Genomic DNA, 22,176 nt, shown 5'->3' with positions numbered 1-22,176 from the left:
GTCGAGAAGAAGGAAGGCCTCGCGGAACTGCCTGATGGCCGTCGTCTGCGGATCGTGGACCTGCCGGGCACCTATTCCCTGAGGGCGCGGTCGCCGGACGAGGTGGTCACCCGGGACGCCGTCCTCGGACGACTGCCCGGGGAGCCCGCGCCGGACGTGATCCTCTGCGTCGCCGACGCCACCAATCTGGGGTTGGTCCTCAGGCTCGCCCTCGAGCTCAAGACGACGGGGCGGCCCGTGGTCTTCGTGCTCAACATGATCGATATCGCCGAGCGTCAGGGCATAGAGATCGACGTCGACGCCCTGTCCAGGGCGCTTGGAGCCCCGGTGACGGCCACGGTCGCCACGCGCCGGCGGGGCCTGGACAGCCTCCTAGAGATCGCCGCCGCCCAGGCGGCGGGCGCATCCGCCCCCGGTCCTGACCTGTGGCACGAGCCTTTGGCGACGGACGTCCGCAACGCGCATCGCGCGGCCCGGGACCTCATGCGCACCGCCGTGAGGCCGCCAAGCCGCCCCGATACCCTGACCGGACGGCTGGACGGGGTGCTCCTCCATCCGGTGGCGGGCGTACTGATCCTGCTCGGCCTGCTGTTCCTCATGTTCCAGGCGGTCTTCGCCTGGGCAGCCCCGTTGCAGGACCTCATCGAAGCCGGGTTCGCAGCCCTTGGCACGGCCGCGACAGCCGGACTTCCGCCCGGATGGATGCACGGGCTTGTCGTCGATGGACTGATCGCCGGCGTCGGCTCCGTCCTGGTCTTCCTGCCCCAGATCCTGGTCCTCTTTGTCTTCATCCTGCTGCTTGAGGATTCTGGCTACATGGCTCGGGCCGCATTCCTGATGGACCGGATCATGGGCGGCGCCGGACTGCATGGACGGGCCTTCATCCCGCTGCTGTCGAGCTTCGCCTGCGCGGTGCCGGGCATCATGTCGACGCGGGTGATCGACAACCGGCGGGACCGTCTGACCACCATCCTCACGGCACCGCTGATGACCTGTTCGGCGCGGATTCCCGTCTACACCCTGATCATCGGCGCCCTGATCCCGGACCGGATGGTCGGAGGCGTCCTTAGCCTGCAGGGGCTGGTGATGTTCGGTCTTTACGCCGCCGGAATCCTGTCCGCCCTGGCTGTGGCATTCGTGATCCGCAAGGTGTTGTGGCGGGGCGGCAGCGAGCCCTTCATGATGCAGCTGCCCGACTACAAGGTCCCTGACCCCGTCAATCTCCTCAGGAACCTTGGCCAGAAGGCCTGGGCCTTCATCAGCCGGGCCGGACGCATCATCCTGCCCCTGATGGTGCTCGTCTGGGCACTCTCCACATGGCCGTCAGCTCCGGAAGGTGCTGAAGGGCCTGCCATAGCCTATAGCGCCGCAGGGCGGATTGGCCATTGGTTGGAGCCCATCTTCGCCCCTATCGGTTTCAGCTGGGAGATGGTGGTCGCCCTGATCCCCGGCATGGCCGCACGTGAGGTGGCGGTCGCCGCCCTGGGCGCCATCTATGCGGTGGGGGGCGCGCAGGGCGACCTCGCGGGTATCCTGTCCCGCCAGTGGCCGCTGGCCTCGGGGCTGGCCTTCCTGGCCTGGTATGTCTTTGCGCCCCAGTGTGTGGCGACCCTGGCCGTCGTCCGGCGCGAGACCGGGGGATGGGTCTGGCCGGGGATCATGTTCGCCTACATGCTGGCCCTCGCCTACCTCGCCGCCCTCATTGTCTACCGTGTTGCCATCGCCTTCGGGCTGAGCTGAGGAGCCAGGGAATGTTGCGACGCCTCTATGCTCGGGTCCTGTCCCTCGCCGCCTCCCCCAAGGCGCCCTGGGCCCTGGCCGCGGTGTCCTTCGCCGAGAGTTCATTTTTTCCCATCCCGCCGGACGTCATGCTGGCCCCCATGGTCCTGGCCCGGCGCGACCGCGCCTTTGTCTATGCGGGTATCTGCACGGCCGCTTCTGTCGCAGGAGGCGTCCTGGGCTATGCGATCGGCTATTTCCTGGAACCCCTTGGCCTGGCCCTTCTCAAGCTGATGGGACATGCCGAGGGGCGCGAGGCCTTCCAGGCCTGGTTCTCGAAGTGGGGGCTGGCAGTCATCCTGATCAAGGGCCTCACACCGATCCCCTACAAGCTGGTCACCATCGCCTCCGGGCTGGCGCATTTCTCCTTCGTCACCTTCCTGTGGGCCTCGGTGGTAACCCGTGGGGCCCGCTTCTTCCTGACTGCAGCCATACTTAAGTCCTATGGGCCGGCCCTCCTGGCCGAGTTCGAGCGGCGGATGGGGTGGTATGTCCTGGCGGGTGGAGGGCTGCTGGTCGCCCTCTGGGGGCTTTGGAAACTCCTGGGCTGACACCCTTGGTGGAGCGCAGGTTTTGGGGGATAAGTCGCCACATGAGCACCGCATCCGCAGGACTTTCCGGGCGACTTGCCGCGGCATGGATTCCTGTCGCCCTGGCGGCAAGCCTTGCCATGCTGGCGACAGCGCACGCCTTCGAGCGTTTCGGCGGCTACGCGCCCTGCCTGCTCTGCCTCAAGCAACGCGAAGTCTACTGGGTTGCGGCGGGGATAGCCCTGGTCGCATTCGCCGGGATGCGCTCGCCCGCGCTCCGTGCCCTGCGCCCCTGGATGGGGTTGGCGCTTGGGCTTGTCTTCCTCTTCGGGGCAGGGCTAGCGGCCTTCCATGCTGGCGTGGAGTGGAAGTGGTGGCCGGGTCCGGCGGCCTGCGCAGCGGGCGGCGGTTCAGTCGCAGGACTGGACATGGGGGGTCTGATCGACGGAAGCCTGAAGGTCCGGGAACCCGCCTGCGACAATGCGGCCTGGCGGTTGGCCGGGCTCTCGATGGCGGGCTGGAATGCCGTGATGTCCCTGGGCCTGGCGACGGCAGGGGTTGCGGCCTGGCGGTTTGGCAGGGGCCGCGCATGACCCGCCCTCCCCTTCGTCCAGGCGCGGGCGCCGGCGCAGCCCGGCTCGCGGAAATCCTGCGGGTGGACCACGCTGGAGAGCTGGGGGCCGTCCACATCTACCGCGGCCAGAGGGCTGTGCTTGGCCAGGCGCCCGGCAGGGAGAGGATCGCCGGCCAGCTTGAGGAGATGGAGGGGCACGAGGCGCGCCACCTCGCCCGCTTTGAAAGCCTACTAGCCGAGCGCCGCGTGCGGCCGACCCTGATGACTCCCTTCTGGCGCCTTGCCGGCTTCACCCTCGGCGCGGGCACCGCCCTGATGGGCGAGAAGGCAGTTCACGCCTGCACCGTGGCCGTGGAGACTGTGATTGGCGAGCATTACGCCGCCCAGGTAGAGGAGCTGTCGATCCGCGAGCCGGAGCTTGCGAAGGAGCTTTCGGGCTTCCGGGACGAGGAACTGGCGCATCGCGAGATCGCCATCGAGGAGGGCGCCCGGGAAGCCACGGCCTATCCCATCCTTGCCGCAGTGATCCGGATGGGATGCCGGACAGCGATCCGAATCAGCGAGAAGCTCTAGGTCCCCTTTCGGCCATCTTCGCCGACCGAACGCATTCCCCGTCCGGAGCTCAGGGCTCCAGTTCCGCGTCCCAGTACAGATAGTCCATCCAGGACTGGTGTAGGTAGTTGGGCGGAAACCGGCGCCCGCCCTCCTGGAGCTCCCAGGCCTTGGGCGGGGCAGGACGCCGCATGAGGACCATCCTGGCTTCGGCGGGCGTCCGTCCGCCCTTGGCAAGGTTGCATCGCGAACAGGCCGTGGCGATGTTGGTCCAGCTCGTCCGGCCGCCCTGGGACCGGGGGATCACGTGGTCAAAGGTCAGGTCCTCTCGGCGTCCGCAGTACAGACAGGCGAAACCGTCCCGAAGAAAGACGTTGAAGCGGGTGAAGGCGGGGGTTCGATCCTGGGGAACATAGTCCCTGAGGGACACGACCGACGGCAGCTTCATGGCGAAACTAGGGGACCGGACCTCCTGGTCATAGGTGGAGAGCACGTCGACGCGGTCGAGGAACACAGCCTTGACGACATCCTGCCAGGCCCAAAGCGAAAGGGGGTAGTAGCTGAGGGGCCTGAAATCCGCGTTCAGGACGAGGGCCGGACAACCCGACGGAGGATGCTCAAGCACCATCACGGCCAGACACTCCCTTGACTGGAGCCCATCAGGGTCTCGCTTCAGGCCTGTTGAAGTCCTGCCTCCATCAGCTCGAGCGGCGCTTTCTTCTCATCTGGACGCGATTCTTCCCTCAATAACCAGTGACAGTTTGGCGAAAAAGGGGCCCCAAAAGAGGCCCCAAACGGGGCCCCAAGGGGGATGAGTCTAGGAAGATCCCGGGATCAGGGAAGGAAGAGCATGGCGTTTCCCACCGCAGCCACCAGGCCCAGGGTGAGCAGGAAGGCGGGCGCGATGCGGTCGGCGAGGGTCTCGAAAAGAGCAGCGAAACGGAGAGGGGAGAACATTTGGACACACCTTGAGTTGGACACCCCCGGGGAGCGGGGAAATCAATTTGAACACCGATAAGATACGACGTATCTAAACAATGTAAAGTTATAATTTGGATAGGTTCTGCCTCGCCTCAAACGCGGGGTAGCAAGACAAAAAAGGGGGCCCGCAGGCCCCCCCCTCTTAGGTCACCGAAGCGATCCGGCTCAGCCGATCAGGAGACCCACGGAAGCCACCGTGACGGCCAGGCCAAGCGCCAGGAGGAAGGCCGGGGTCAACCGGTCAATGAGACGTTCGAAATCAACAAGAGACATGACACACACCTTGAAGTTAGCGCCCCTGAAGCTTGGGGCTGTTTTATGCAGCTTGGAGCTATTTTATGCTGCACCTGCGAGATGGTGCTTATCTGATCGTTGTCAAGATTGGCTTGCTCCGCTTTTTGATCCCCATTACTGATATTTCATGAAACCCGCCCGCGTTGCCGAGCCTCGCCCCTACCATCACGGCGACCTGCGCCGAGCCCTTGTTGAGGCCGGGCGGCGTCTGCTGGAGGCCGAGAGCGGCTCCGACATCTCCCTGAGGGCCGTCGCCAGGGAAGCGGGCGTCAGTCCAGCCGCGCCCTATCACCACTTCCGGGATAAGAGCGAACTCCTCGACGCCCTCGCCATGGAGGGCTGGGACCAGCTCGCGGACCAGATGCGTGCGGACCTGGCCCCGACGGAACCGGGGCAGGACCGGCTCGTAGCCCTGGGCATAGCCTATGTCCGGTTTTCGCGTGAGAACCCGGCCATCTACCGTGTCATGTTCGACTGCAGCCAGAACCACGAGGCCATGCCCTCCAAGCTTCGCGAGGAAGGCGCCTATCGCCTGGTCCGCGACGCCCTGATCGAGTCCGGGCTCGACCCCTCCGACGAGATGGGACTGGAACTTGCCAGCACCGCCGTCTGGTGCGCTGCCCACGGGGTGGCGGAAATGGTCGGGTTCCGGGAGTTTTCACCGCTGAAGGCCCACCTGGGCGGCGAGGAGGCCTTCCTGCGGGCCCTGCTGAGCCGGCTCACCCTGTTCACTGCGGAGCGGGAGCGCCCTGCGGGGTGAGCCCGCCAGTCTTCAGGTTTGCCCCGTCGCCAACCGGCCACCTTCACAGGGGGCATGCCTATTCCGCCCTGACGACATGGCGGGCGGCGCAGGCTGCGGACGGGCGGTTTCGTCTCAGGATCGAGGACATCGACCGAACCCGGAGCCGTCCGGAATTCGAGCGCGCCATCCTTGAGGACCTGGCCTGGCTGGGGATCGACTGGGAGCCGCCCCACCTCCTTCAGTCGAACCGCGGGCCAGCCTACGGCGAAGCCCTGGACCGTCTTGAAGCGCAGGGTCTCATCTACCGGTGCTTCCGAACGCGCAGGGAGGTGGCGGAGGCCATGACCCAGGCGCCCCATGGGCCCGAACCCGCCTATTTCGGCGAACGCCTTGCCGGGGCCGAGGAAAGCCGGCGCCTCGGCGACAGCCAACCCTTCGCCTGGCGACTGGACATCCGGGAGGCCAGTCGGCTCGCGGGTCAGCTCGCCTTTACCGAGTCCGGGTCCGGGCCCGGAGGCGAGCAGGGCCGTATCCAGGTGGACCCTGCCTTGACGGGGGATATCGTCCTGGCGCGCAAGGACATCGGTGTCGCCTACCACCTGGCCGTCGTCGTGGACGACGCCTTCCAGGAAGTGACCCACGTCGTGAGGGGCTGCGACCTGTTCGCGGCCACGTCGGTCCAGAGGCTCCTCCAGGCCCAGCTCGGCCTTCCCGAGCCAATTTACCGGCATCATCGCCTGCTGGTCGGGCCCGATGGAAAGCGCTACGCCAAGCGGAATCGGTCGGAGACCCTCCAGGCCATCCGGGAACGGGGCGTCTCGGCCCAGCAACTGATTGCGGAGCTGGAACTTGACTGACGTCGCCGAGGCCGGAGCCGCCGAACGCCGGACTGCGCTGATCGTGCTGCTGGCCGGTGCCTGCATCATCGGCCTTGCCCCGATCCTCGTGCGTCTGGCGGACTCAGGACCGGCGGCGATCGGCTTTTGGCGGATGGTCTTCGCCCTCCCCCTGCTGCTTCTGTTGGCCCAGCGGGAGAGCGGCGGCGTCGGTCGCGCCGGGCCCGTCCTGCTCCTCGCGGGGGGAGCCTTCGCCCTGGACCTAGCCTTCTGGCACTACGGCATCGCCCTGACTTCCGTGGCCAAGGCCACCATCCTGTCCAACCTCACCCCCGTAATCGTGACCGGCGTCGCCTGGCTGGTCTTCCGCGAGCGGATCCGGCCCTTGTTCCTGGCGGCGGTGGTGCTGGCGGTCGGCGGCGCCTGCATTATGACCCTGGCCCGTGACCCCGGCCTTCCCGGAGCCAACCCTGCCCTGGGCGACGCCTATTCCGCCATGACAGCAGTCTGGTACGCCCTGTATTTCCTGGCGGTGCAGAGGGCGCGACGGACACGGGGAGCGGCCCAGGTCATGTTCTGGTCCAGCCTCACGGCAGCCCCCCTCCTGGCCGCCGCCTCGGGGCTGCTGGGCGAACGCTTCATGCCGGCGACGCCCGGGGGCTGGGCGGCCTGCATTGCCCTTGGCGTCATGCACGTGACAGGACAGGGATCCATCGCCTGGGCTCTCGGCCGCCTGCCCGCCTCGGTCACGTCAGTGGTGGTGCTTGTCCAGCCGGTAGTGGCGGCGATCCTGGGCTGGGTCCTGTTCGGCGAGGTCTTCGGCCCCGGCCAGATGCTGGGCGGCGTCATAGCCCTGGCAGGCGTCATCCTCGCCCAGAGGGCCGCACGACCCACCGATCAGCCGGGCTGAAGGTCCCAGGCCCGCCGGGCGGTCTCGATGTCGGTCAGGAGGCCTTCAAAGGCGGTCCAGTCGTCGTGCTGGGCGATGTCGTCCCAGACCGCCTCGATCTGGTCTACGAGAAGCTCCACAGGCTCGGCGCGGCTGAACAGCGGGTGGCCAAGCCGGTCAGAACGGTCCTGGGTGGACTCCTCGACCTCACGCCGGAAGTCCGCGAACCCCTCGCCGCGATAGAGGTCGCCGCGAATCCCGGAGAGGGCCCGGCCAGCGTCGCCGCAGAACCAGTCGAAGAAGAAGGGCTCCCAACGCAGTTCGGAGCCGGCTGAACCCAGGGCCCGGAAGGCCGCTCCCACAAGCCGGGAATCGGCTTCGGGGTCTCTGGAGGCCAGGCCCAGCCGACAGAGCATGGCCGCGGTCAGGCCCGCCCGGTAGCGATCACCGAACCCGTTCAGGACATCGATCAGGTCGGCTTCCGGCGCTCCAGCCCCGGCGAGAGCCCCAGCCAGTTGCTGGAGGTTCCAGAACACCGCCTCCGGCTGGCGACCGAAGCTGTAGAGCCCGGAGTGGTCAAAGTAGGCGGCGACGAAGTTCGGGTCGTTATGAGGCAGGAACCTGTAGGGACCGTAGTCGAAGCTCTCACCGGTGACGTTCATGTTGTCGGTGTTCAGGACACCGTGGACGAAGCCGGCAGCCATCCAGGCGCCCGTCAGGCGAGCCGCCCCGGCGCAGGCTTCCTCCAGGAGGGCTACGCCTGGATCGGCCGCACCGACCCTGTGAGGGAAGTAGTGCTCGAGTGTATAAGCGGTGAGCCGCTGGACGAGGTCTGGCCTGCCCAGGGTGGCGGGTCGCTGGAAGGTCCCGAACCGGATGTGGCTATGGCTCAGCCGGACCAGGACAGCGGACCGGGTGGGGCTGGGTTCGTCCTGGCGCAGAAGGGATTCCCCGGTCTCCACCAGGGACAGGGCCCGAGAGGTGGGAACCCCCAGGGCCTCCAGCATGGCCGCGGCAAGGACCTCGCGCACGCCGCCCTTCAGGGTGAGCCTGCCGTCACCGCTCCGGGACCAGGGCGTGACGCCGGACCCCTTGGTCCCGAGATCGAGCAGTCGGCCCGATCCGGCCTCGCGCAACTGGGCGAAGGTAAAGCCCCGACCGTCGCCAAGGTCAGGGTTGTAAACCCGGAACTGGTGGCCATGGTACCTCTGCGCCAGCGGCGGATCCAGGTTATCGGGAAGCGGCGCAAAACGTCCGAAATGGTGAGTCCACTCGTCGTCGGCCAGGCCCGCGAGCCCCACTGTCTCCGCTGCACGGTCGTTCCGGAACCGCAGGCGGGCCATCGGGAAGTCTGCGGCCTGGACCGGATCGACGAAGTCCGCGCCCAGTGTCTGGAGACGGGGATCGGACCGGTAGACGGAAGAGAACGGCATGGGGCGGACATGGCCGCCGGCGTGCGCAGACGCAAGCCCTGATCCTTGCCAATCGCCGCTGGCGTGATATCCGACGGTCATGGCCCGCAAGACAACTCTCGAATTCCTCAGGACCGAAGCTGGCTCCGGCGTCGTCCTGGCCCTGGCCGCCACCCTGGCGATCATTCTCGCCAACTCGCCCTGGGCGGCAGGCTATTTCAGCCTGATCAAGCATCCCCTCACCTTCCAGGCGGGGGACATCGAAGTCACCAAGCCCGTCCTGAAGTGGATCAAGGATGGCCTGATGACGATCTTCTTCTTCGTCGTGGGGCTGGAGATCAAATACGAGGTCCTGCGCGGGGAATTGTCCAATCCCCGGAAGCTCGCCCTTCCTGTCCTGGGTGCCGTGGGCGGCATGGTGGTGCCGGCGTTGATCTACCTGGCCCTCAACGGGGGTCCGGGCGGGGCGGTGGATGGCTGGCCCGTGCCGGTAGCGACCGACATCGCCTTTGCCTTGGCAGCCCTCGCCATTGCCGGCCCCCGCCTCCCGCTCTCGCTCCGGACCTTCCTCCTGACCCTGGCGATTGCCGATGACCTGGGCGCAGTGGTCCTGATCGCGACCCTCTTCACTGACCATATCGATCTTGTGGCCCTGGCAGGTGCAGGCGTGATGCTGGCGCTGATGGTGCTGGCGGCCCGGTGGCAACGGGCACCCTACGCCGTCTTTGCGATCCTGACCTTCGCGGTCTGGGCCTTCACCCTGGAGAGCGGCGTCAATCCCTCCATCGCCGGGGTCGTGGCGGCCATGGCGATTCCGATCGATCCCCGCAGGCCGGGAGAGACGGGCATGCTGAAGACCATGATGCAGTCCCTGCACCCATACGTCGCCTATGGCGTCATGCCGATCTTCGCCTTTGCCGCAGCAGGCTTCTCCTTTTCCGAACTCTCTGCTGAGAACCTGCTCAGCCCCGTGGCCCTGGGCGTCGCGGCCGGGCTCTTCGTTGGCAAGCAGATCGGCGTGCTCGGCGCCTCCGCTGTGGCGATCCGCCTGGGCCTGGCGCGTAGGCCCACGGACGCCTCCTGGCTGGAGCTCTACGGCTGCGCCGTCCTGTGTGGGGTCGGGTTCACCATGAGCCTGTTCATCGGTGCCCTGGCTTTCGACGTAGACAATCCGACCGCCCAGAGCGCGGTGCGCCTGGGCGTAATCGGCGGCTCGATTCTGGCCGCTGCCCTTGGAATGGCGGCGCTCGCCTGGAGCCAGGTCCAGCGGGACCGCTCAGGCACTGCAGTGGATCCGCAGCCAGCGACCCATCACTAATCCAGTCGCCGGGACTGGCCTTGGCCGGGATCAGGCGAAGGCGGCCTTCATGGCTTCGGCCGCCTCACGTGCGGCAGGCTCCACCGCCGGCGAGACATCGCCCATGACGAAGAAGTCGTGCAGCAGGTCCGGATAATGGACATGTCGGACTGGCACGCCCGCCGCCTCCAGCCGCAGGGCGTAGTCCCGGCCCTCATCCTGCAAAGGATCATAGCCGGCCGTGACGACATAGGCGGCAGGCGTCGCCGAGACGTCTACGCTTGAGCCCAGGATCACCCGGTCGATCTGCGGATGGCCGTCGGCGGCCAGGCACTTCACGAACCAGTCGATCGCCGCCCGGGTCAGCAGGGGCCCATCCAGACGGCGACGGGACTCGGTTTCCACCTCAGGGCAGATGTAGGGATAGAGCAGCATCTGGAAGACCAGGCGCCGCTTCGTGTCCGCCTTCAGGTCGATGGCGACGGAAGCGGCGAGATTGCCGCCCGCCGAGCAGCCGCCCACACCGATGCGAGCGGGATCGAAGCCGATCGCTGCAGCATGGTCGAAGGCCCACCGGGTTGCAGCCAGGCAATCGTCATGGCTCGCAGGAAAAGGGTTCTCAGGCGTAAGGCGGTAGTCGATGGCCAGCACCCGGCAACCAGAATAGGCGGCGAGGCGCCGGCAGTGGCCGTCATGGGACTCGAGGTTGCCGATGGCGAAGCCGCCGCCGTGGAAATAGACAAGCCCGGGCGTGGTCGCCGCAGCGCCCGCAGGGGTGTAGAGCCGGGCGCCCACGGGGCCTGCACCGCCGTCGACCTGGAGGTCGCGGATCGCCACCTCCTTCGGTGCCTGGGTGTTCTGGCTCGTACGCTGCATTGTGTAGCCGCCGCGGACCAATTCGGGCGGCAGGCTGTCGAGGGGCGGTGCCACCTGGCCAGCGGCGGCCGCGGCCTCGGCGTCGAGCATGGCCTTGAAGTGCGGATCCATTGGGCGAACTCCTGTTGGCGTCTGGTGGGTCAGCCGACCCGGCGCTCGCGGCCCCGCCAATAGGGCTCGCGAAGCTCCCGCCGCAGGACCTTTCCAGAAGGATTGCGCGGCAGGACGTCGATGAAATCGATGGTCTTAGGGGTCTTGTAGCCGGCAATCAGGGTCCGGCTGTGGGCGATGATGCTCTCGGGGTCCGGGTCGGCGCCTGGCCGAAGGACGACCATGGCCTTGACCGCCTCGCCCCAGCGGTCGTCCGGCACCCCGATCACGGCGGCGTCGGCGACGGAAGGGTGGGACATCAGGGCGTTTTCGACCTCGGCGGGATAGATGTTCTCGCCGCCGGAAACGATCATGTCCTTCACCCGGTCATGGATGAAGAGATAGCCATCGGCGTCGAAGAACCCGGCGTCGCCCGACCGGAACCAGCCCTCAGCGTCGATGGACTGGGCGGTGGCGTCGGGACGGTTCCAGTAGCCCTTCATCACCCCTTCCGAGCGGATCTCGATCTCGCCGACCTCTCCGACCTCGGCGTTGCGGCCGTCGATCCGGATCCGGATCTCATAGCCCGGCGACGGCACTCCGCAGGATCTGAGCTTGCCCAGCGCCGGATCGTGCGACTCCGGGGTCAGGTAGGCGCCGCCGCCGATGGTCTCGGTCAGGCCATAGAGCTGCATGAAGCGCGAGCCGAACCGGGCCTGGGCCCGGGTCAGCACCTCCTCCGAGATCGGCGAGGCGCCATAGTAGACATAGTCCAGGCGCGACAGGTCGGCCTGGGCCTGTTCTGGATGCTGGAGCACCATGTTGATGATGGCCGGCGCCAGGAAGGCGTGGCGCACGCCATGCTCGCCGAAGAGGCGCAGCATCAGGCCGATATCGACCTCGCGCATGATGATGCAACGGCCGCCCATCAGCAGGCCGAGCATGCCAAGGTTGGCCCCCGCAACATGGAAGAGCGGCATGCAGACCAGGACGGCGTCCCCGGGTTCGATCAGGGCCCAGGCGGAGCTCGCGCTGCGGAAGCAGGCCGCATAGTTGGCCTCGGTCAGCTGCACGCCCTTTGGCAGGCCGGTCGTCCCGGAAGTGTAGAGCTGGATGACGTCATCGTCCCCTTGGGCCGGGCGTTGGGGGTCGGCGGCGGGATGGGCGCCGATCCAGTCCCGGAAGCCCGGCCAGCGCGCATGCCCCGGCTCGAACTGGATCCAGGTCTGCAGGCAGGCAAGATCACCGGACAGGTCCTCGATCATGCCGGCGTAGTCGGCTCCGACCACCGCGAGGCGACAACCGGCGTCCTGGAGGATGAAGGCGACCTCTGGAGGCGCCAGGCGCCAGTTGACCGGATTGAGGCAGGCACCCGCCTTCAGGCATCCGAACCAGAGGACGAAGAAGTCTGCATTGCCTCGGGCGAGGGTCCCGATCCTATCGCCCGGCTTCACCCCCGCCGCGATGAGCGCCTGGGCGCACTGCGAGGACAGTGCGTGGAGCTGGGCGTAGGTGATCTGCTCGTCCTGGAAGACCAGGGCGACAGCGTCCGGCCTCAAACGGGCATGATGCCGGACCACATCTGCGGCGCCTGCGAGTTCGGGAAGAACAATGCTGTGCGCTTCAGGCATGGAGCGGCTTTCCGGCTTGATGCGTGGAAAGGACAACCGCCCCGGAGCCCAGCCCCGGGGCGGCGTCAGTCTTACTCGGCGGCCTGGGGCGCGTAGCCCAGGACGGCCTTGGTCTCGAGGAACTCGTGGAAGCCATAGTCGCCCCACTCGCGCCCGTTGCCGCTCATCTTGTAGCCACCGAAGGGGGCCATCATGTCGCCGCCACCGCCGTTGATGGACACCTGGCCCGCCCGCAGCTTGGAAGCGATCTTGCGGGCCTTCTCGAGGTCGCCGGACTGCACATAGGCGGCCAGGCCGTACTCGGTGTCGTTGCCGATATCGATCGCCTGCTCGACGGTGTCATAGCCGAGGATCGACAGGACGGGCCCGAAGATTTCTTCCTTGGCGATGGTCATCTCGCTGGTGACGTTGGCGAAGACCGTGGGCTTCACGTAGTAGCCCTTGTCCAGTCCATCAGGCCGGCCGGTACCGCCGGTGACCAGGGTCGCACCCTCGTCAATGCCGGCCTGGATCAGCTTCTGGATCTTGTTGAACTGGATCTCCGAGACCACCGGACCCAGCTGGGAATTACCGTTGGGATCGCCGACGGTCACCTGGGAAGCGGCTTCCCGCGCCACGGTGATCGCTTCGTCCATGCGGGTCTTCGGCACCAGCATCCGGGTCGGGGCGTTACAGGACTGGCCCGAGTTGGTCATCATGGTCGCCACGCCGCGGGCCACGCCCTTGGCGAAGGCGTCGTCGTCCAGGACGATGTTCGGGCTCTTACCGCCCAGTTCCTGGGCCACGCGCTTGACCGTCGCAGCGGCGTTGCGCGCCACCTCGATGCCCGCCCGGGTCGAGCCGGTGAAGGACACCATGTCGATGTCCGGATGGCTGGACAGGGCCACGCCCACGCTCGGGCCATCGCCATGCACCAGGTTGAACACACCAGCCGGCACGCCGGCGGCGTGCATGATCTCGGCGAAGATGTGCCCTGAGAAGGGCGCAACTTCCGAGGGCTTCAGCACCATGGTGCAGCCGGTCGCGATGGCGGGCGCCACCTTGCAGACGATCTGGTTCAGCGGCCAGTTCCAGGGCGTGATGAACCCGCAGACGCCGATGGGCTCCTTCACCAGGAGGGTCGGGCCGCGCTGTTCTTCGAACTTGAAGTCCTTCAGGACGTTGATGGCGGTGGACAGGTGGCCCATGCCGATCGGCACCTGGGCGCGCTGGGCGAGGGAGGCGGGGGCGCCCATTTCCTCGGTTACCGCGACGGCCAGGTCGCCGAAGCGCTTCTGGTACTCGGCCAGTATGCGGTTGAGGACGTCGAGGCGCTCCTCACGGGTGGTCTGGGACCAGGTTTTGAAGGCCTTCTTGGCGGCGGCGACGGCCTTGTCGACGTCCTTGGCTGAGCCCAGGGCGATCTTGCCGCAGACGCCTTCATTGGCGGGGTTGATGACGTCGAGGGTCTTCAGCTCGACCGGATCGACCCACTGGCCGTCGATATAGAATTTCACGTATTCGCGCATGGCGTCCTCCGGGATGTGGCTCTTGCGGGCGCCGGGAACCCCCAGTGCGCCTCCGTTTCCTACAATAATGATCAGGTGCCTGCGTGGAAGGGGGATTCAGACTCTGGATGCCGGGAGTCTGTCCTGATGCACCAGGGCAAGGCCCGCAACCGGGCTGCGGGTCTTCAGCACATAGTCCGCTCGGATGGAGCCGATATAGAGGTCCCTGAGGTCTGCACCGCCCCAGGTGACGTTGGTGGGGTGGTTGACCACCTCTCCGGACGGATCGTGGATGACTGTCACCTTTTCTCCCGCCGGGGTGATGGCGACGACCTTGTTCGCCGCCGGCAGGCAGACCCAGAGGTTTCCCTCCGCGTCCATTCCAACCCCGTCGGTATAGCCCAGGTCCGCCTCAGGGACGGGGGGCCGTCCCGGAACGGCAAGCTCGCCGAGCACCGGCCCATAGCGGACGCCGGGACCCAGGTACGCACCGGGCAGGATTTCGAAGGCGAGGACATCGGCGGCGGAGGTCTGGGCGCAGAACAGCCGCCGGTGATCCGCCGAAAGGGCCAGGCCGTTCGGGAACTTCAGCCCCTCCGCAACGATCGCGCAGGTTCCGTCGGACCGCAGGACGAACAGGAATCCGTCCGCCCGTCCGTCCAGCGCCTGGGGCCAGGTCTCGGCGAGGGTGGAATTGGCGCACCAGATATTCCCGTCCCGGTCCATCACAGGATAGTTGGCGCTGGTCAGCCGCCGGCCTCCGACCTCCGCGATCAGGGTTTCATGGATCCCCGTTTCGGGATCGAACCTCTGGAGGGGGCCCTCCTCGCGGTCGTAGATGCCGAAGTTGGCGATCAGGATCCGGCCCTGCAGGTCCATGTTGATCCCGTTCGGTGCGCCGCCCCTTGGCCCCATCCGCACGAAGCTGCCGTCTGGCAGGATCTCGGCGACGGCGCACTGGTGGTCAGAAGCAAAGACCCGGCCTGCGGCGCTGACCACCACATCCTCGGGCCGGTCGATGCCGACGGCGATCTTCTGGAACGAGGCGGTGTCTATGGGCGATAGCGGCATGGCGGGCTCCTGAGCGGCGTCGAACACTGTGTGCCCAGGCGGGCCGCCTCGACAAGTGCGGCGACCGCAGCTAAAGCCCGTCCGTCTGTCAGGAGAGCCTCATGAGCCCCCTCTTCATCATCATCGCCTTCTTCGTGGTCTTCTTTGTCATGAACAAGATCGACATGGGACGGTTCGACTAGGACCATGCCTCGCTCGGAGCGCGGAACAGCCCTGGTCACCGGCGGGGCCCGCCGGATCGGCCGCGAACTCGTCCGCGCCTGCGCTGCGGCGGGCTACGACGTCGCCATTCACTGCCGACGCGAGGACGAGGACGCCCGGGCGGCCGTTGCTGAGGTTCGGGCCGCCGGGCGCGAGTCCGGCACCTTTCCCTGCGATTTGGCCGACGAGACTGCGGTGTCGGGCCTGATAGGCAGGGTCATCGCCGTGCTCGGGCCTGTCACCCTGCTGGTAAACAGCGCCTCTCTCTTCCGGAACGACACCTTCGACCAGCTTGAGCGGAAGTCCTGGGACGAACACCTCGACATCAACCTTAGGGCACCTCTGGTGCTATCCAGGGACATGGCCGCCCAGGGCTTGGCCGGGCATGTCGTCCACATCCTCGACCAGAGGGTGCTGGCGCCGGGTCCCGACTATTTCGCCTACACGATCTCCAAGGCCGCCCTGTGGTCCGCCACGCGGATGATGGCCATCGATCTTGCGCCCCGCATCCGGGTGAACGCCATCGGCCCAGGCCCGGTCCTCGCCAACCTGGACCAGTCTGCGGCTGACTTCGCCGACGAAGCGGCCTCGACGCCGCTTGGCCGGGCCGTTGATCCGGCCGATATCGGCGGGGCCCTGACCTACCTGATCGGGGCGTCCAGCGTGACCGGCCAGATGATCGCCGTAGACGGCGGTCAGCACCTGGACTGAAACCGTGACCGCCCCGACCTCCCAGCCGCCCCTACTGGAGCAAAGGATCCTTGTCCGGACCCTGAGGCTCGAGGCGCGGATCGGTATCCACCCTCACGAGCAGGATCATCCTCAGGTCCTGATCGTCGATGTGGAGATCGAGACCCAGCCCAGGCGTGTCACGAAGCTCTCCGAGACCCTCAATTACGAGGCGGTCGTTCAGGCAGCGCGCGCCATCGCAGGGTCTGGGCACATCGATCTTGTGGAAACATTCGCCGACCGGCTCGCCTGCGCCTGCCTGGACATGCCGGGTGCCCGGGAGGTCCGGGTCAGGGTGCTTAAGCCTGCTGCGCTGCAGCCCGATGCCGAGGCCGCTGGAGTCGAGATCCGGGTTGGACTCGCCACACCTTAGCTTGCCAAGGGCGGGGGCTCCGGCTTGCCCGCAGGTTCGGACATGGCCACGCTGACCCGTTCAAGGGTCTGCCTGGCGGAGCGGCCCAGGGCGCGCAATCCGTCTTCTGAGAGCGTGTCCACCGCGGAGGATAGCGCCGCGCGGGCACCCGCGCGCTCGCCCCTGTCGCGCCGCGTGATCTCAAGCCGGGCCAGCAGGAGACGGGCGAGGAAGAGCTGTAGCCGGGCCCAGGAGTGCGGGTTGCGTACCGTCCAGGGATTGGCGAGTTCCTGCCTGAGGGCCTTTTCCGCGGAATTGAGCGCGTTTACGTCGCCAGAAATCTCGGCGATCCGAGCCAGGCAGACGGCGCGGCGGGAGCCAATCTCGGCGCGCAGAACCAGTCCCTCGCGCAGGGCGATCACGGCGGCGGCCCGTTCGAAGGCCGTCAGCGCCCTTTCAAAATAGCGCGCTTCGCCCGAGATATCGCCCAAGGCCTTCAGCCCACAGCCCGCAATGTACTCTCCCCGGGCGCGGTCGAGCGGGCTGTGTTCAAGGGAAAGCTCGGCAAGGATGACATAGATCAAGTCGACGCCACTGAGGACGGGTTCGGCATTGGCCTCTACGTCCCCCAGGGCGATCTGGGCCCGGGCCCGGGCAAATCCGATGCGGGCGATCGTCAACGGCTCGAAGTCCGGCGTAAGGCCTGATGCGGCGGTGTGCGTATCGCGCGCGGCGGCCCGGAGCAGTGGGGCGTCTTCGAGACGTGCACCCCAATCACAGAGAAGTTCCGCGCGCATGATGTGGCCGTCTACCGAAAGCATCCGCGCGGTCCGGATGCGGGCCGACATCTCCTTCAAGGTGGCTATGGGCTGTGCAAAGCGTGCGGCGGCGATCCGCGCGGCCTGGGCGTCGCCCGTGGCGAGGGCGCGTCGACCCCTGAGGGTCAGGAGACCGATCTCGGCATGCGGCAGGGCAAGGCACCGCCGGGGACCCGTAAGAGCGTCACGAAAGGCCGCCTCCGCAGCGGCCATGAGCCCTCCATCCCCGAACAACTCCGCGCCGAGCATGGCAGCGAAGCCCTGCTCGCACCGGGCCCGCGCCCACCCCGCAGACCGCTCACCGTAATGCTCCAGCGCATCCTCCGCGCTGGACGCCGCCCGGCTGAGGGCGCGCACCTCGCCACTGCGGCGGGTCGCCTCTCGCCAGAGTATGGCGGCATCCAACCGAAGCTGCGAACGCGCCCGCCCGCTGGCGCGACCGGCAACATCATCAGCATCGATCGCCTCCTTCAGCAGCATGCCGAGCGGAAGGACTTCGACCAGAGACATGTCGTCGGCGCTCAGGCCGTCGCGGGGTGCCGCGCCGCCCTGTTCCTCCAGCAGTTTCCTGACTTGCCGGTTGAAGCCGAACATTCCTTGATCCTTAGCGGGATTCCTTCGCGGGTGTTCGCCCAAACGTTATGCAATGGCTATGCCAGACTAGGGGTGTCGTCGGCCTCAAGAAGAACAGCCGCGCACTGGACGGGCGACAGCCGCCGCCAGGCTCCGGGCGTCAGATCCGGCGGAAGGTCCAGGGCACCGATCCGGTCCCGGTGAAGCGCCGTCACATGGTTTCCAACGGCCGCGAACATCCTCTTGACCTGATGGTAGCGCCCTTCGGTGAGGGTAAGCCGAGCCGTGAATGGATCCAGCACTTCCAGTCGCGCAGGGGCAAGGGGCCGGTCCTCGCCCTCCAGTACGAGATCCCCCCGGGCGAAGACCTCCGACTCCGTCCCAACGAGGGGTTCCGCCAGTCGCGTAATGTATCGTTTTGGGGCATGTGATTTCGGCGAAATCACCCTGTGCAGGAAATCGCCATCATCCGTGATCAGCAGAAGCCCCGTGGTGTCCAGGTCGAGGCGGCCGACAGAGGACAGGGCCGGAATCCGGCTGCGCCAGCGCGATGGCAGGAGTTCATACACGCTGCGGCCGGGCTCCCTGTGGGAGCAGACGACGCCAGCAGGCTTGTGAATCATCAACACCAGCGGGGCGGGAGGATCGACAGGAACACCCTGGATGGTCATCCGCTCAGTCATATCCGCCGTCAGGCCGATCCGGGCCCCGGCGTCAGATACGGATCGGCCGTCGAGGACCACCTCACCCTTCCGGACCAGGGCGTGGATCTCGCGGCGCGACCCATAGCCCAAATTGGCGAGGAGCCGGTCCAGGCGCACAGCGGGGGGCCTGGGCGCAGGGCTCACCGGATCGCCTCGTAGAGCTTGTATCCCTGGGCCTGCGCCTTCAGCCGGACATCCCTGAAGCTGCGAGCAAGGGCCTGTTCGTAGGGAAGGTGTCGGTTGGCGGTGAGCCAGCACGCCCCGCCCGGCTTGAGTGCCCGGGCCGCCGCCTCGATGAAGGCCACCCCCAGCGCCTTGTCCTCCCGGCCGCCATCGTGGAAGGGCGGGTTCATCACTACGAAATCGAGATCGGCAGCCGCCCCAAGCCGGCGGACATCGGCGTGCCGGAAGCGCGCGCGGGGATCAGCGACATTTCGGCGGGCGCAGGCGACGGCCCGGCGGTCGAGATCGACGAGCTCCAGGTCTGTGACCGCGCCAGACTTGAGGACGCCCAGGGCCAGATGGCCGATCCCGCAGCCGAAGTCGGCCCCCCGCCCACCGAGGTCGGGAAGGATATCCATCAGCATTGCCGAGCCCGGGTCCAGGCGGTCCCAGCTGAAGACGCCTGGCTGGGTCCACAAACCCAACCCGGGATCGAGCCGGGGCGCGCCAGCCGCGAGTGCAGCGGCGAGGTTCACCGGGCTTGCGGGGCGGCGGGTGTGGCAGATGCGGTGACGGCGTTTCGGTTCCTCGGAGACGTCGCAGCCGAAACCCCGAAGTGTCGGGGCAATGCGGGCCCCGCCCCGGTCCTTCGGCCCCAGGGCGATAATCTCGGCGCCCGGCGGAAGCCGTTCAAGGACGCGGGCGAGGACCCAGTCCCGTTCCAGGGCACCGGGAGGGGTCAGGACCAGCGCCGAGGCGAAATGCGCATCCTGCACTTGCAGTGGGTCTTCGGCGCCCGGCTCCAGGGGTGACGCCTGCACGGCGCCTGTCGGGGCCCGGAAGAGCTCGGGGGGCGGATGCCCATAAAGCAAGACAGGAGGCTCCATCGCCTGCGTCAGCCCCTTTCCCGGGTGCGGGCAAAGCTGACAGCCGGGTAGCGCTCGGCGACATAGCCGGTCTCCCAACCTGACTTCGAGAGAAAGACCGGCCGGGCGTCGATGTCATCGGCCATGGCAGAGCGGTAAGCGGCCGTGAAGGCGGAGAGGTCGGCCTCTAGTCCGGAGATCCAACGGGCCTCGGCGTAGGGGCTGGCCTCGAAGATCACGTCCAGCTGGTACTCGCTGGCCAGGCGATCGGCCATGACCTCGAACTGCAGCTGTCCAACCGCGCCGACAACGAAGTCCGATCCGATAAGGGGCCGGAACAGCTGGGTCACCCCCTCTTCCGCCAGTCCCTCCAGGGCCCGGCGCAGGTGTTTGGCCTTGAGGGGGTCCTTCACCCGCACCCTTTGCAGGATATCCGGAGCGAAATTGGGGAGGCCGGCGAACCGCAGGGTTCCGCCTTCCGAGAGGCTGTCGCCCACCCGCAGGACACCGTGGTTCGGGATGCCGATCACGTCGCCAGCGAACGCCTCCTCAGCCAGTTCCCGGTCGGAAGCGAAGAACATGATCGGGGCATTGACCGAAAGTTGGCGGCCGGTGTTCTGGACCTTCAGCTTCATGCCCCTGTGGAACCGGCCAGAGCACAACCTGAGGAAGGCGATCCGGTCGCGGTGGTTGGGATCCATGTTGGCCTGGACCTTGAAGACGAAACCACTGACCTCGGGATCGCCGGGAGCCACCTCGGTCTCCTCGCCAGACCTTGCGGCTACCACGGACCTGGGCGGCGGGGCATAGGCGCCCAGGCCTTCCAGCAGCTGTTCGACCCCGAACCGCCGCAGGGCGGAACCGAAGAAGACCGGGGTCATGTGTCCCTCCAGGAAGGACTGGACTTCGAAGGGCGGGGCGGCACCCTGCACGAGTTCGGCGCTTTCCTTCAGCTCCTCCAGGAACTGGGGGTCGAGGTAGGCCTCGATTGCGGCGTCGTCGACGGGCACGGGCGAGGGGTGACCCGACAGGTCCCGCTCGGCAGACGAGCGTTCGAAAGGGAGGAATTGGCGGGTCCTGAGGTCCAGCATCCCCCGGAACCGGCCGCCAGATCCCGCAGGCCAGTAGAGGGGCGCAGGGTCGAGGGCGAGCTTGGAGGCGATCTCGTCGAGCAATTCAAGGGGGTCCTGGGCCTCGCGATCCATCTTGTTGATGAAGGTGACGATGGGGATGTCCCGGAGGCGACAGACCTCGAACAGCTTCAGGGTCTGGGGCTCGATGCCCTTGGCCGCGTCCAGAACCATCACCGCCGCATCGGCGGCGGTCAGGGTGCGGTAGGTATCCTCCGAAAAGTCCTCGTGACCCGGCGTATCCAGCAGGTTGAACATGAGGCCGTCATGGTCGAATGTCATGACGCTCGCTGAGACGGAGATGCCGCGCTCGCGTTCAATCTTCATCCAGTCCGAACGGGTGCGGCGGTTCTCACCCCGGGCACGGACCTGTCCTGCGGCCCGAATGGCGCCGCCTGCAAGAAGCAGGGTCTCGGTCAGGGTCGTCTTGCCGGCGTCAGGGTGCGAGATGATCGCGAAGGTGCGGCGGCGTGCAGCCTCGGCGGCGGGGAACTGGCTCATGGCGCGGAGGTAGCCTGCGGGCCGGTCCGGCGCAATTCGCGCGTCAGGCCTGGGTGCGGTTTCCCAGCTTGTTCCAGACTTCCTTGTTGGCCCACCCACCAGATCGCTGGGACTCCTGCAGAGCTAACAGCTGAGCGAGCATGTCGAAGCCCACGGCGCAGTAGCGGACCGTAACGTCGCGGGGGTTGCAGCCCTGATGGGGCGGTCTGAAGAGCAGGGCGTTGATCTCGGCCTCCTTGGTCATGGCGAGGGCGGCGAGTCTCCGGGCCTGCAGGGGCTGGCTGAGGTGAAGCTCGGGGTCCTCGGCATAGAGTTCCTGGCCAAGCACCAGGACCTGGGAAAGGCTGATCTCGCGGGTATTGAGGCCAACCAGGTCGCCGACCAGGGCCTGGGTCTCAAACTGCATCACCCAGTCGTTCATCAGGAAAAGCAAGTCTGCATCTCCTACGGGCTCGGGACCCCCGACAGTCGGGGATGCAAGGTGAAGGCGCACAAATTATGATCTCCGGCGAGAAGAATCCAGAGGCTGTTCAGTCCTCTTCGACAGGCTCGGTGAGAAAGTGCCGCCCCTGGGGGTCATCAAGCTCAACCACCCAGAGATCCGGGTCGATACGACGCGCACGGGAGATGTAGGCGTCGATTTCCGGCTCCAACTCAGACGCGGCTGGCCGCATCCAGACCGTCTCACCGTCCGCCCGGGTGGCTTCCGCATAGAGACGGGCGCGATCTTCTCGGCGATTGAGCACCTTGACGAGCACGGATCCCGCCCGGGCGTCGCCCTTGTGGACAACCACCGCGCTTCCGCCCCCGAGATCGACCCGGCGGATGAGGGCGGCGACCCAGATGTCCGTGGAGAATTTCAAGCATGCCCTCGCTGGGCTAGGGTGGGTTGCGCCGCCCGGGTCCAGGACCCGATCCCGCGAAAACCTTGGAGTGGACGGTTCCATGCCCCATCCCGGATCGCTCTTCAATCCTAGCGCCCTGATGCTGGCGGCCCTGGTCGGGCTTTCCCCGACCGCCGCCGGATCCGCACCCGCTGATGTCTACTACGAGCGCAGCCTCATGGCGGAGGCCGGAACCCGGTGCGGCCTGTTCGCGC

The 22,176-nt window shown here is 67.0% G+C and carries 23 protein-coding genes; 10 read left to right on the top strand and 13 right to left on the bottom strand.

The window, feature by feature from the left end:
* The 4 genes from WCJ52_RS03575 to WCJ52_RS03560 all read left to right on the top strand — a co-directional run.
* Positions 1 to 1,740 (top strand): ferrous iron transporter B (locus tag WCJ52_RS03575; RefSeq protein ID WP_336901929.1); only part of this gene is annotated, 1,740 nt, incomplete at its 5' end.
* 11 nt (positions 1,741 to 1,751) lie between these two features.
* Positions 1,752 to 2,330 (top strand): YqaA family protein, encoded by a 579-nt coding sequence (locus WCJ52_RS03570; RefSeq protein WP_336901928.1) that lies wholly within the window; start codon positions 1,752 to 1,754, stop codon positions 2,328 to 2,330.
* Positions 2,331 to 2,371: 41 nt separating this feature from the next.
* Positions 2,372 to 2,902, top strand: coding sequence for a disulfide bond formation protein B (locus WCJ52_RS03565; protein WP_336901927.1), 531 nt, complete (start codon positions 2,372 to 2,374; stop codon positions 2,900 to 2,902).
* A complete protein-coding gene (locus WCJ52_RS03560) occupies positions 2,899 to 3,456 on the top strand; it encodes a demethoxyubiquinone hydroxylase family protein (protein ID WP_336901926.1) in 558 nt (185 codons plus the stop codon). The genes WCJ52_RS03565 and WCJ52_RS03560 overlap by 4 nt, the downstream gene beginning before the upstream one ends.
* A gap of 49 nt (positions 3,457 to 3,505) precedes the next feature.
* Here WCJ52_RS03560 and WCJ52_RS03555 read toward each other — a convergent pair whose 3' ends face one another.
* Together WCJ52_RS03555 and WCJ52_RS03550 are read right to left on the bottom strand one after the other, a co-directional pair.
* Positions 3,506 to 4,066, bottom strand: coding sequence for an HNH endonuclease (locus tag WCJ52_RS03555; RefSeq protein WP_336901925.1), 561 nt, complete (start codon positions 4,064 to 4,066; stop codon positions 3,506 to 3,508).
* A 203-nt stretch (positions 4,067 to 4,269) separates the two neighbouring features.
* A complete protein-coding gene (locus tag WCJ52_RS03550) occupies positions 4,270 to 4,392 on the bottom strand; it encodes a hypothetical protein (RefSeq protein ID WP_336901924.1) in 123 nt (40 codons plus the stop codon).
* 445 nt (positions 4,393 to 4,837) lie between these two features.
* Between WCJ52_RS03550 and WCJ52_RS03545 the strand changes: the two genes are divergently transcribed.
* Genes WCJ52_RS03545 through WCJ52_RS03535 form a run of 3 tightly spaced genes read left to right on the top strand, consistent with a single transcriptional unit; the run spans position 4,838 to position 7,198 of the window.
* Positions 4,838 to 5,470, top strand: coding sequence for a TetR/AcrR family transcriptional regulator (locus tag WCJ52_RS03545; RefSeq protein WP_336901923.1), 633 nt, complete (start codon positions 4,838 to 4,840; stop codon positions 5,468 to 5,470).
* Entirely contained in the window at positions 5,467 to 6,309 is an 843-nt protein-coding gene (gluQRS, locus tag WCJ52_RS03540) for a tRNA glutamyl-Q(34) synthetase GluQRS (protein WP_336901922.1), read from the top strand. The genes WCJ52_RS03545 and gluQRS overlap by 4 nt, the downstream gene beginning before the upstream one ends.
* Positions 6,302 to 7,198 (top strand): EamA family transporter, encoded by an 897-nt coding sequence (locus WCJ52_RS03535; RefSeq protein ID WP_336901921.1) that lies wholly within the window; start codon positions 6,302 to 6,304, stop codon positions 7,196 to 7,198. Before gluQRS ends, WCJ52_RS03535 begins: the two co-directional genes overlap by 8 nt.
* Here the strand turns inward: WCJ52_RS03535 and WCJ52_RS03530 are convergent.
* Entirely contained in the window at positions 7,186 to 8,610 is a 1,425-nt protein-coding gene (locus WCJ52_RS03530) for a YdiU family protein (protein ID WP_336901920.1), read from the bottom strand. The two genes, WCJ52_RS03535 and WCJ52_RS03530, sit on opposite strands and share 13 nt — an antisense overlap.
* A gap of 79 nt (positions 8,611 to 8,689) precedes the next feature.
* Here WCJ52_RS03530 and nhaA point away from each other — a divergent pair, with 79 nt between their 5' ends.
* Positions 8,690 to 9,907: a Na+/H+ antiporter NhaA gene (gene nhaA, locus WCJ52_RS03525; RefSeq protein WP_336901919.1), complete on the top strand. Its 1,218-nt coding sequence runs from the start codon at positions 8,690 to 8,692 to the stop codon at positions 9,905 to 9,907.
* A gap of 30 nt (positions 9,908 to 9,937) precedes the next feature.
* On the opposite strand, the gene WCJ52_RS03520 is transcribed toward nhaA, so the two are convergent.
* The 4 genes from WCJ52_RS03520 to WCJ52_RS03505 all read right to left on the bottom strand — a co-directional run bounded on the left by WCJ52_RS03520 (position 9,938) and on the right by WCJ52_RS03505 (position 15,041).
* Entirely contained in the window at positions 9,938 to 10,873 is a 936-nt protein-coding gene (locus tag WCJ52_RS03520; RefSeq protein ID WP_336901918.1) for an alpha/beta hydrolase, read from the bottom strand.
* A gap of 29 nt (positions 10,874 to 10,902) precedes the next feature.
* Positions 10,903 to 12,483 (bottom strand): long-chain-fatty-acid--CoA ligase, encoded by a 1,581-nt coding sequence (locus tag WCJ52_RS03515; RefSeq protein ID WP_336901917.1) that lies wholly within the window; start codon positions 12,481 to 12,483, stop codon positions 10,903 to 10,905.
* Between the two features lie 71 nt (positions 12,484 to 12,554).
* Complete coding sequence (locus WCJ52_RS03510) at positions 12,555 to 13,991, bottom strand: aldehyde dehydrogenase family protein (RefSeq protein ID WP_336901916.1); 1,437 nt, start codon at positions 13,989 to 13,991, stop codon at positions 12,555 to 12,557.
* Between the two features lie 96 nt (positions 13,992 to 14,087).
* Positions 14,088 to 15,041 (bottom strand): SMP-30/gluconolactonase/LRE family protein, encoded by a 954-nt coding sequence (locus WCJ52_RS03505; RefSeq protein WP_336901915.1) that lies wholly within the window; start codon positions 15,039 to 15,041, stop codon positions 14,088 to 14,090.
* Positions 15,042 to 15,227: 186 nt separating this feature from the next.
* On the opposite strand from WCJ52_RS03505, the gene WCJ52_RS03500 reads away from it, so the two are divergent.
* Positions 15,228 to 15,953: an SDR family oxidoreductase gene (locus tag WCJ52_RS03500; RefSeq protein ID WP_336901914.1), complete on the top strand. Its 726-nt coding sequence runs from the start codon at positions 15,228 to 15,230 to the stop codon at positions 15,951 to 15,953.
* A gap of 4 nt (positions 15,954 to 15,957) precedes the next feature.
* A complete protein-coding gene (locus WCJ52_RS03495) occupies positions 15,958 to 16,344 on the top strand; it encodes a dihydroneopterin aldolase (RefSeq protein WP_336901913.1) in 387 nt (128 codons plus the stop codon).
* Here WCJ52_RS03495 and WCJ52_RS03490 read toward each other — a convergent pair.
* From WCJ52_RS03490 to WCJ52_RS03465, 6 genes are all read right to left on the bottom strand, one after another.
* A complete protein-coding gene (locus tag WCJ52_RS03490; RefSeq protein WP_336901912.1) occupies positions 16,341 to 17,735 on the bottom strand; it encodes a hypothetical protein in 1,395 nt (464 codons plus the stop codon). The genes WCJ52_RS03495 and WCJ52_RS03490 overlap by 4 nt on opposite strands.
* A 56-nt stretch (positions 17,736 to 17,791) precedes the next feature.
* Positions 17,792 to 18,562 carry a pseudouridine synthase gene (locus WCJ52_RS03485; RefSeq protein ID WP_336901911.1) on the bottom strand — a complete coding sequence of 257 codons (771 nt, stop codon included), beginning with the start codon at positions 18,560 to 18,562 and terminating at the stop codon, positions 17,792 to 17,794.
* Positions 18,559 to 19,356: a class I SAM-dependent methyltransferase gene (locus WCJ52_RS03480; protein WP_336901910.1), complete on the bottom strand. Its 798-nt coding sequence runs from the start codon at positions 19,354 to 19,356 to the stop codon at positions 18,559 to 18,561. Before WCJ52_RS03480 ends, WCJ52_RS03485 begins: the two co-directional genes overlap by 4 nt.
* Positions 19,357 to 19,475: 119 nt before the next feature.
* Positions 19,476 to 21,077, bottom strand: a complete 1,602-nt coding sequence (locus WCJ52_RS03475) for a peptide chain release factor 3 (RefSeq protein WP_336901909.1) — start codon at positions 21,075 to 21,077, stop codon at positions 19,476 to 19,478.
* Between the two features lie 43 nt (positions 21,078 to 21,120).
* On the bottom strand, positions 21,121 to 21,510 hold the full coding sequence (locus WCJ52_RS03470) for a hypothetical protein (protein WP_336901908.1): 390 nt from the start codon (positions 21,508 to 21,510) through the stop codon (positions 21,121 to 21,123).
* Between the two features lie 97 nt (positions 21,511 to 21,607).
* Positions 21,608 to 21,940, bottom strand: coding sequence for a DUF1491 family protein (locus WCJ52_RS03465; RefSeq protein ID WP_336901907.1), 333 nt, complete (start codon positions 21,938 to 21,940; stop codon positions 21,608 to 21,610).
* Positions 21,941 to 22,176: the final 236 nt, after the last annotated feature.

Source organism: Phenylobacterium sp. (genome assembly GCF_037138395.1).
Classification (GTDB): domain Bacteria; phylum Pseudomonadota; class Alphaproteobacteria; order Caulobacterales; family Caulobacteraceae; genus Phenylobacterium.
This window is presented reverse-complemented; position numbering and strand designations above follow the sequence as displayed.

Coding starts and splice junctions, on each gene's coding strand:
- WCJ52_RS03545 (WP_336901923.1), top strand. CDS start 4,838: ATGAAACCCGCCCGCGTTGCCGAGCCTCGCCCCTACCATCACGGCGAC.
- WCJ52_RS03490 (WP_336901912.1), bottom strand. CDS start 17,735: ATGTTCGGCTTCAACCGGCAAGTCAGGAAACTGCTGGAGGAACAGGGC.
- WCJ52_RS03570 (WP_336901928.1), top strand. CDS start 1,752: ATGTTGCGACGCCTCTATGCTCGGGTCCTGTCCCTCGCCGCCTCCCCC.
- WCJ52_RS03560 (WP_336901926.1), top strand. CDS start 2,899: ATGACCCGCCCTCCCCTTCGTCCAGGCGCGGGCGCCGGCGCAGCCCGG.
- WCJ52_RS03500 (WP_336901914.1), top strand. CDS start 15,228: ATGCCTCGCTCGGAGCGCGGAACAGCCCTGGTCACCGGCGGGGCCCGC.
- WCJ52_RS03475 (WP_336901909.1), bottom strand. CDS start 21,077: ATGAGCCAGTTCCCCGCCGCCGAGGCTGCACGCCGCCGCACCTTCGCG.
- WCJ52_RS03550 (WP_336901924.1), bottom strand. CDS start 4,392: ATGTTCTCCCCTCTCCGTTTCGCTGCTCTTTTCGAGACCCTCGCCGAC.
- WCJ52_RS03515 (WP_336901917.1), bottom strand. CDS start 12,483: ATGCCTGAAGCGCACAGCATTGTTCTTCCCGAACTCGCAGGCGCCGCA.
- nhaA (WP_336901919.1), top strand. CDS start 8,690: ATGGCCCGCAAGACAACTCTCGAATTCCTCAGGACCGAAGCTGGCTCC.
- WCJ52_RS03520 (WP_336901918.1), bottom strand. CDS start 10,873: ATGGATCCGCACTTCAAGGCCATGCTCGACGCCGAGGCCGCGGCCGCC.
- WCJ52_RS03510 (WP_336901916.1), bottom strand. CDS start 13,991: ATGCGCGAATACGTGAAATTCTATATCGACGGCCAGTGGGTCGATCCG.
- WCJ52_RS03505 (WP_336901915.1), bottom strand. CDS start 15,041: ATGCCGCTATCGCCCATAGACACCGCCTCGTTCCAGAAGATCGCCGTC.
- WCJ52_RS03565 (WP_336901927.1), top strand. CDS start 2,372: ATGAGCACCGCATCCGCAGGACTTTCCGGGCGACTTGCCGCGGCATGG.
- WCJ52_RS03530 (WP_336901920.1), bottom strand. CDS start 8,610: ATGCCGTTCTCTTCCGTCTACCGGTCCGATCCCCGTCTCCAGACACTG.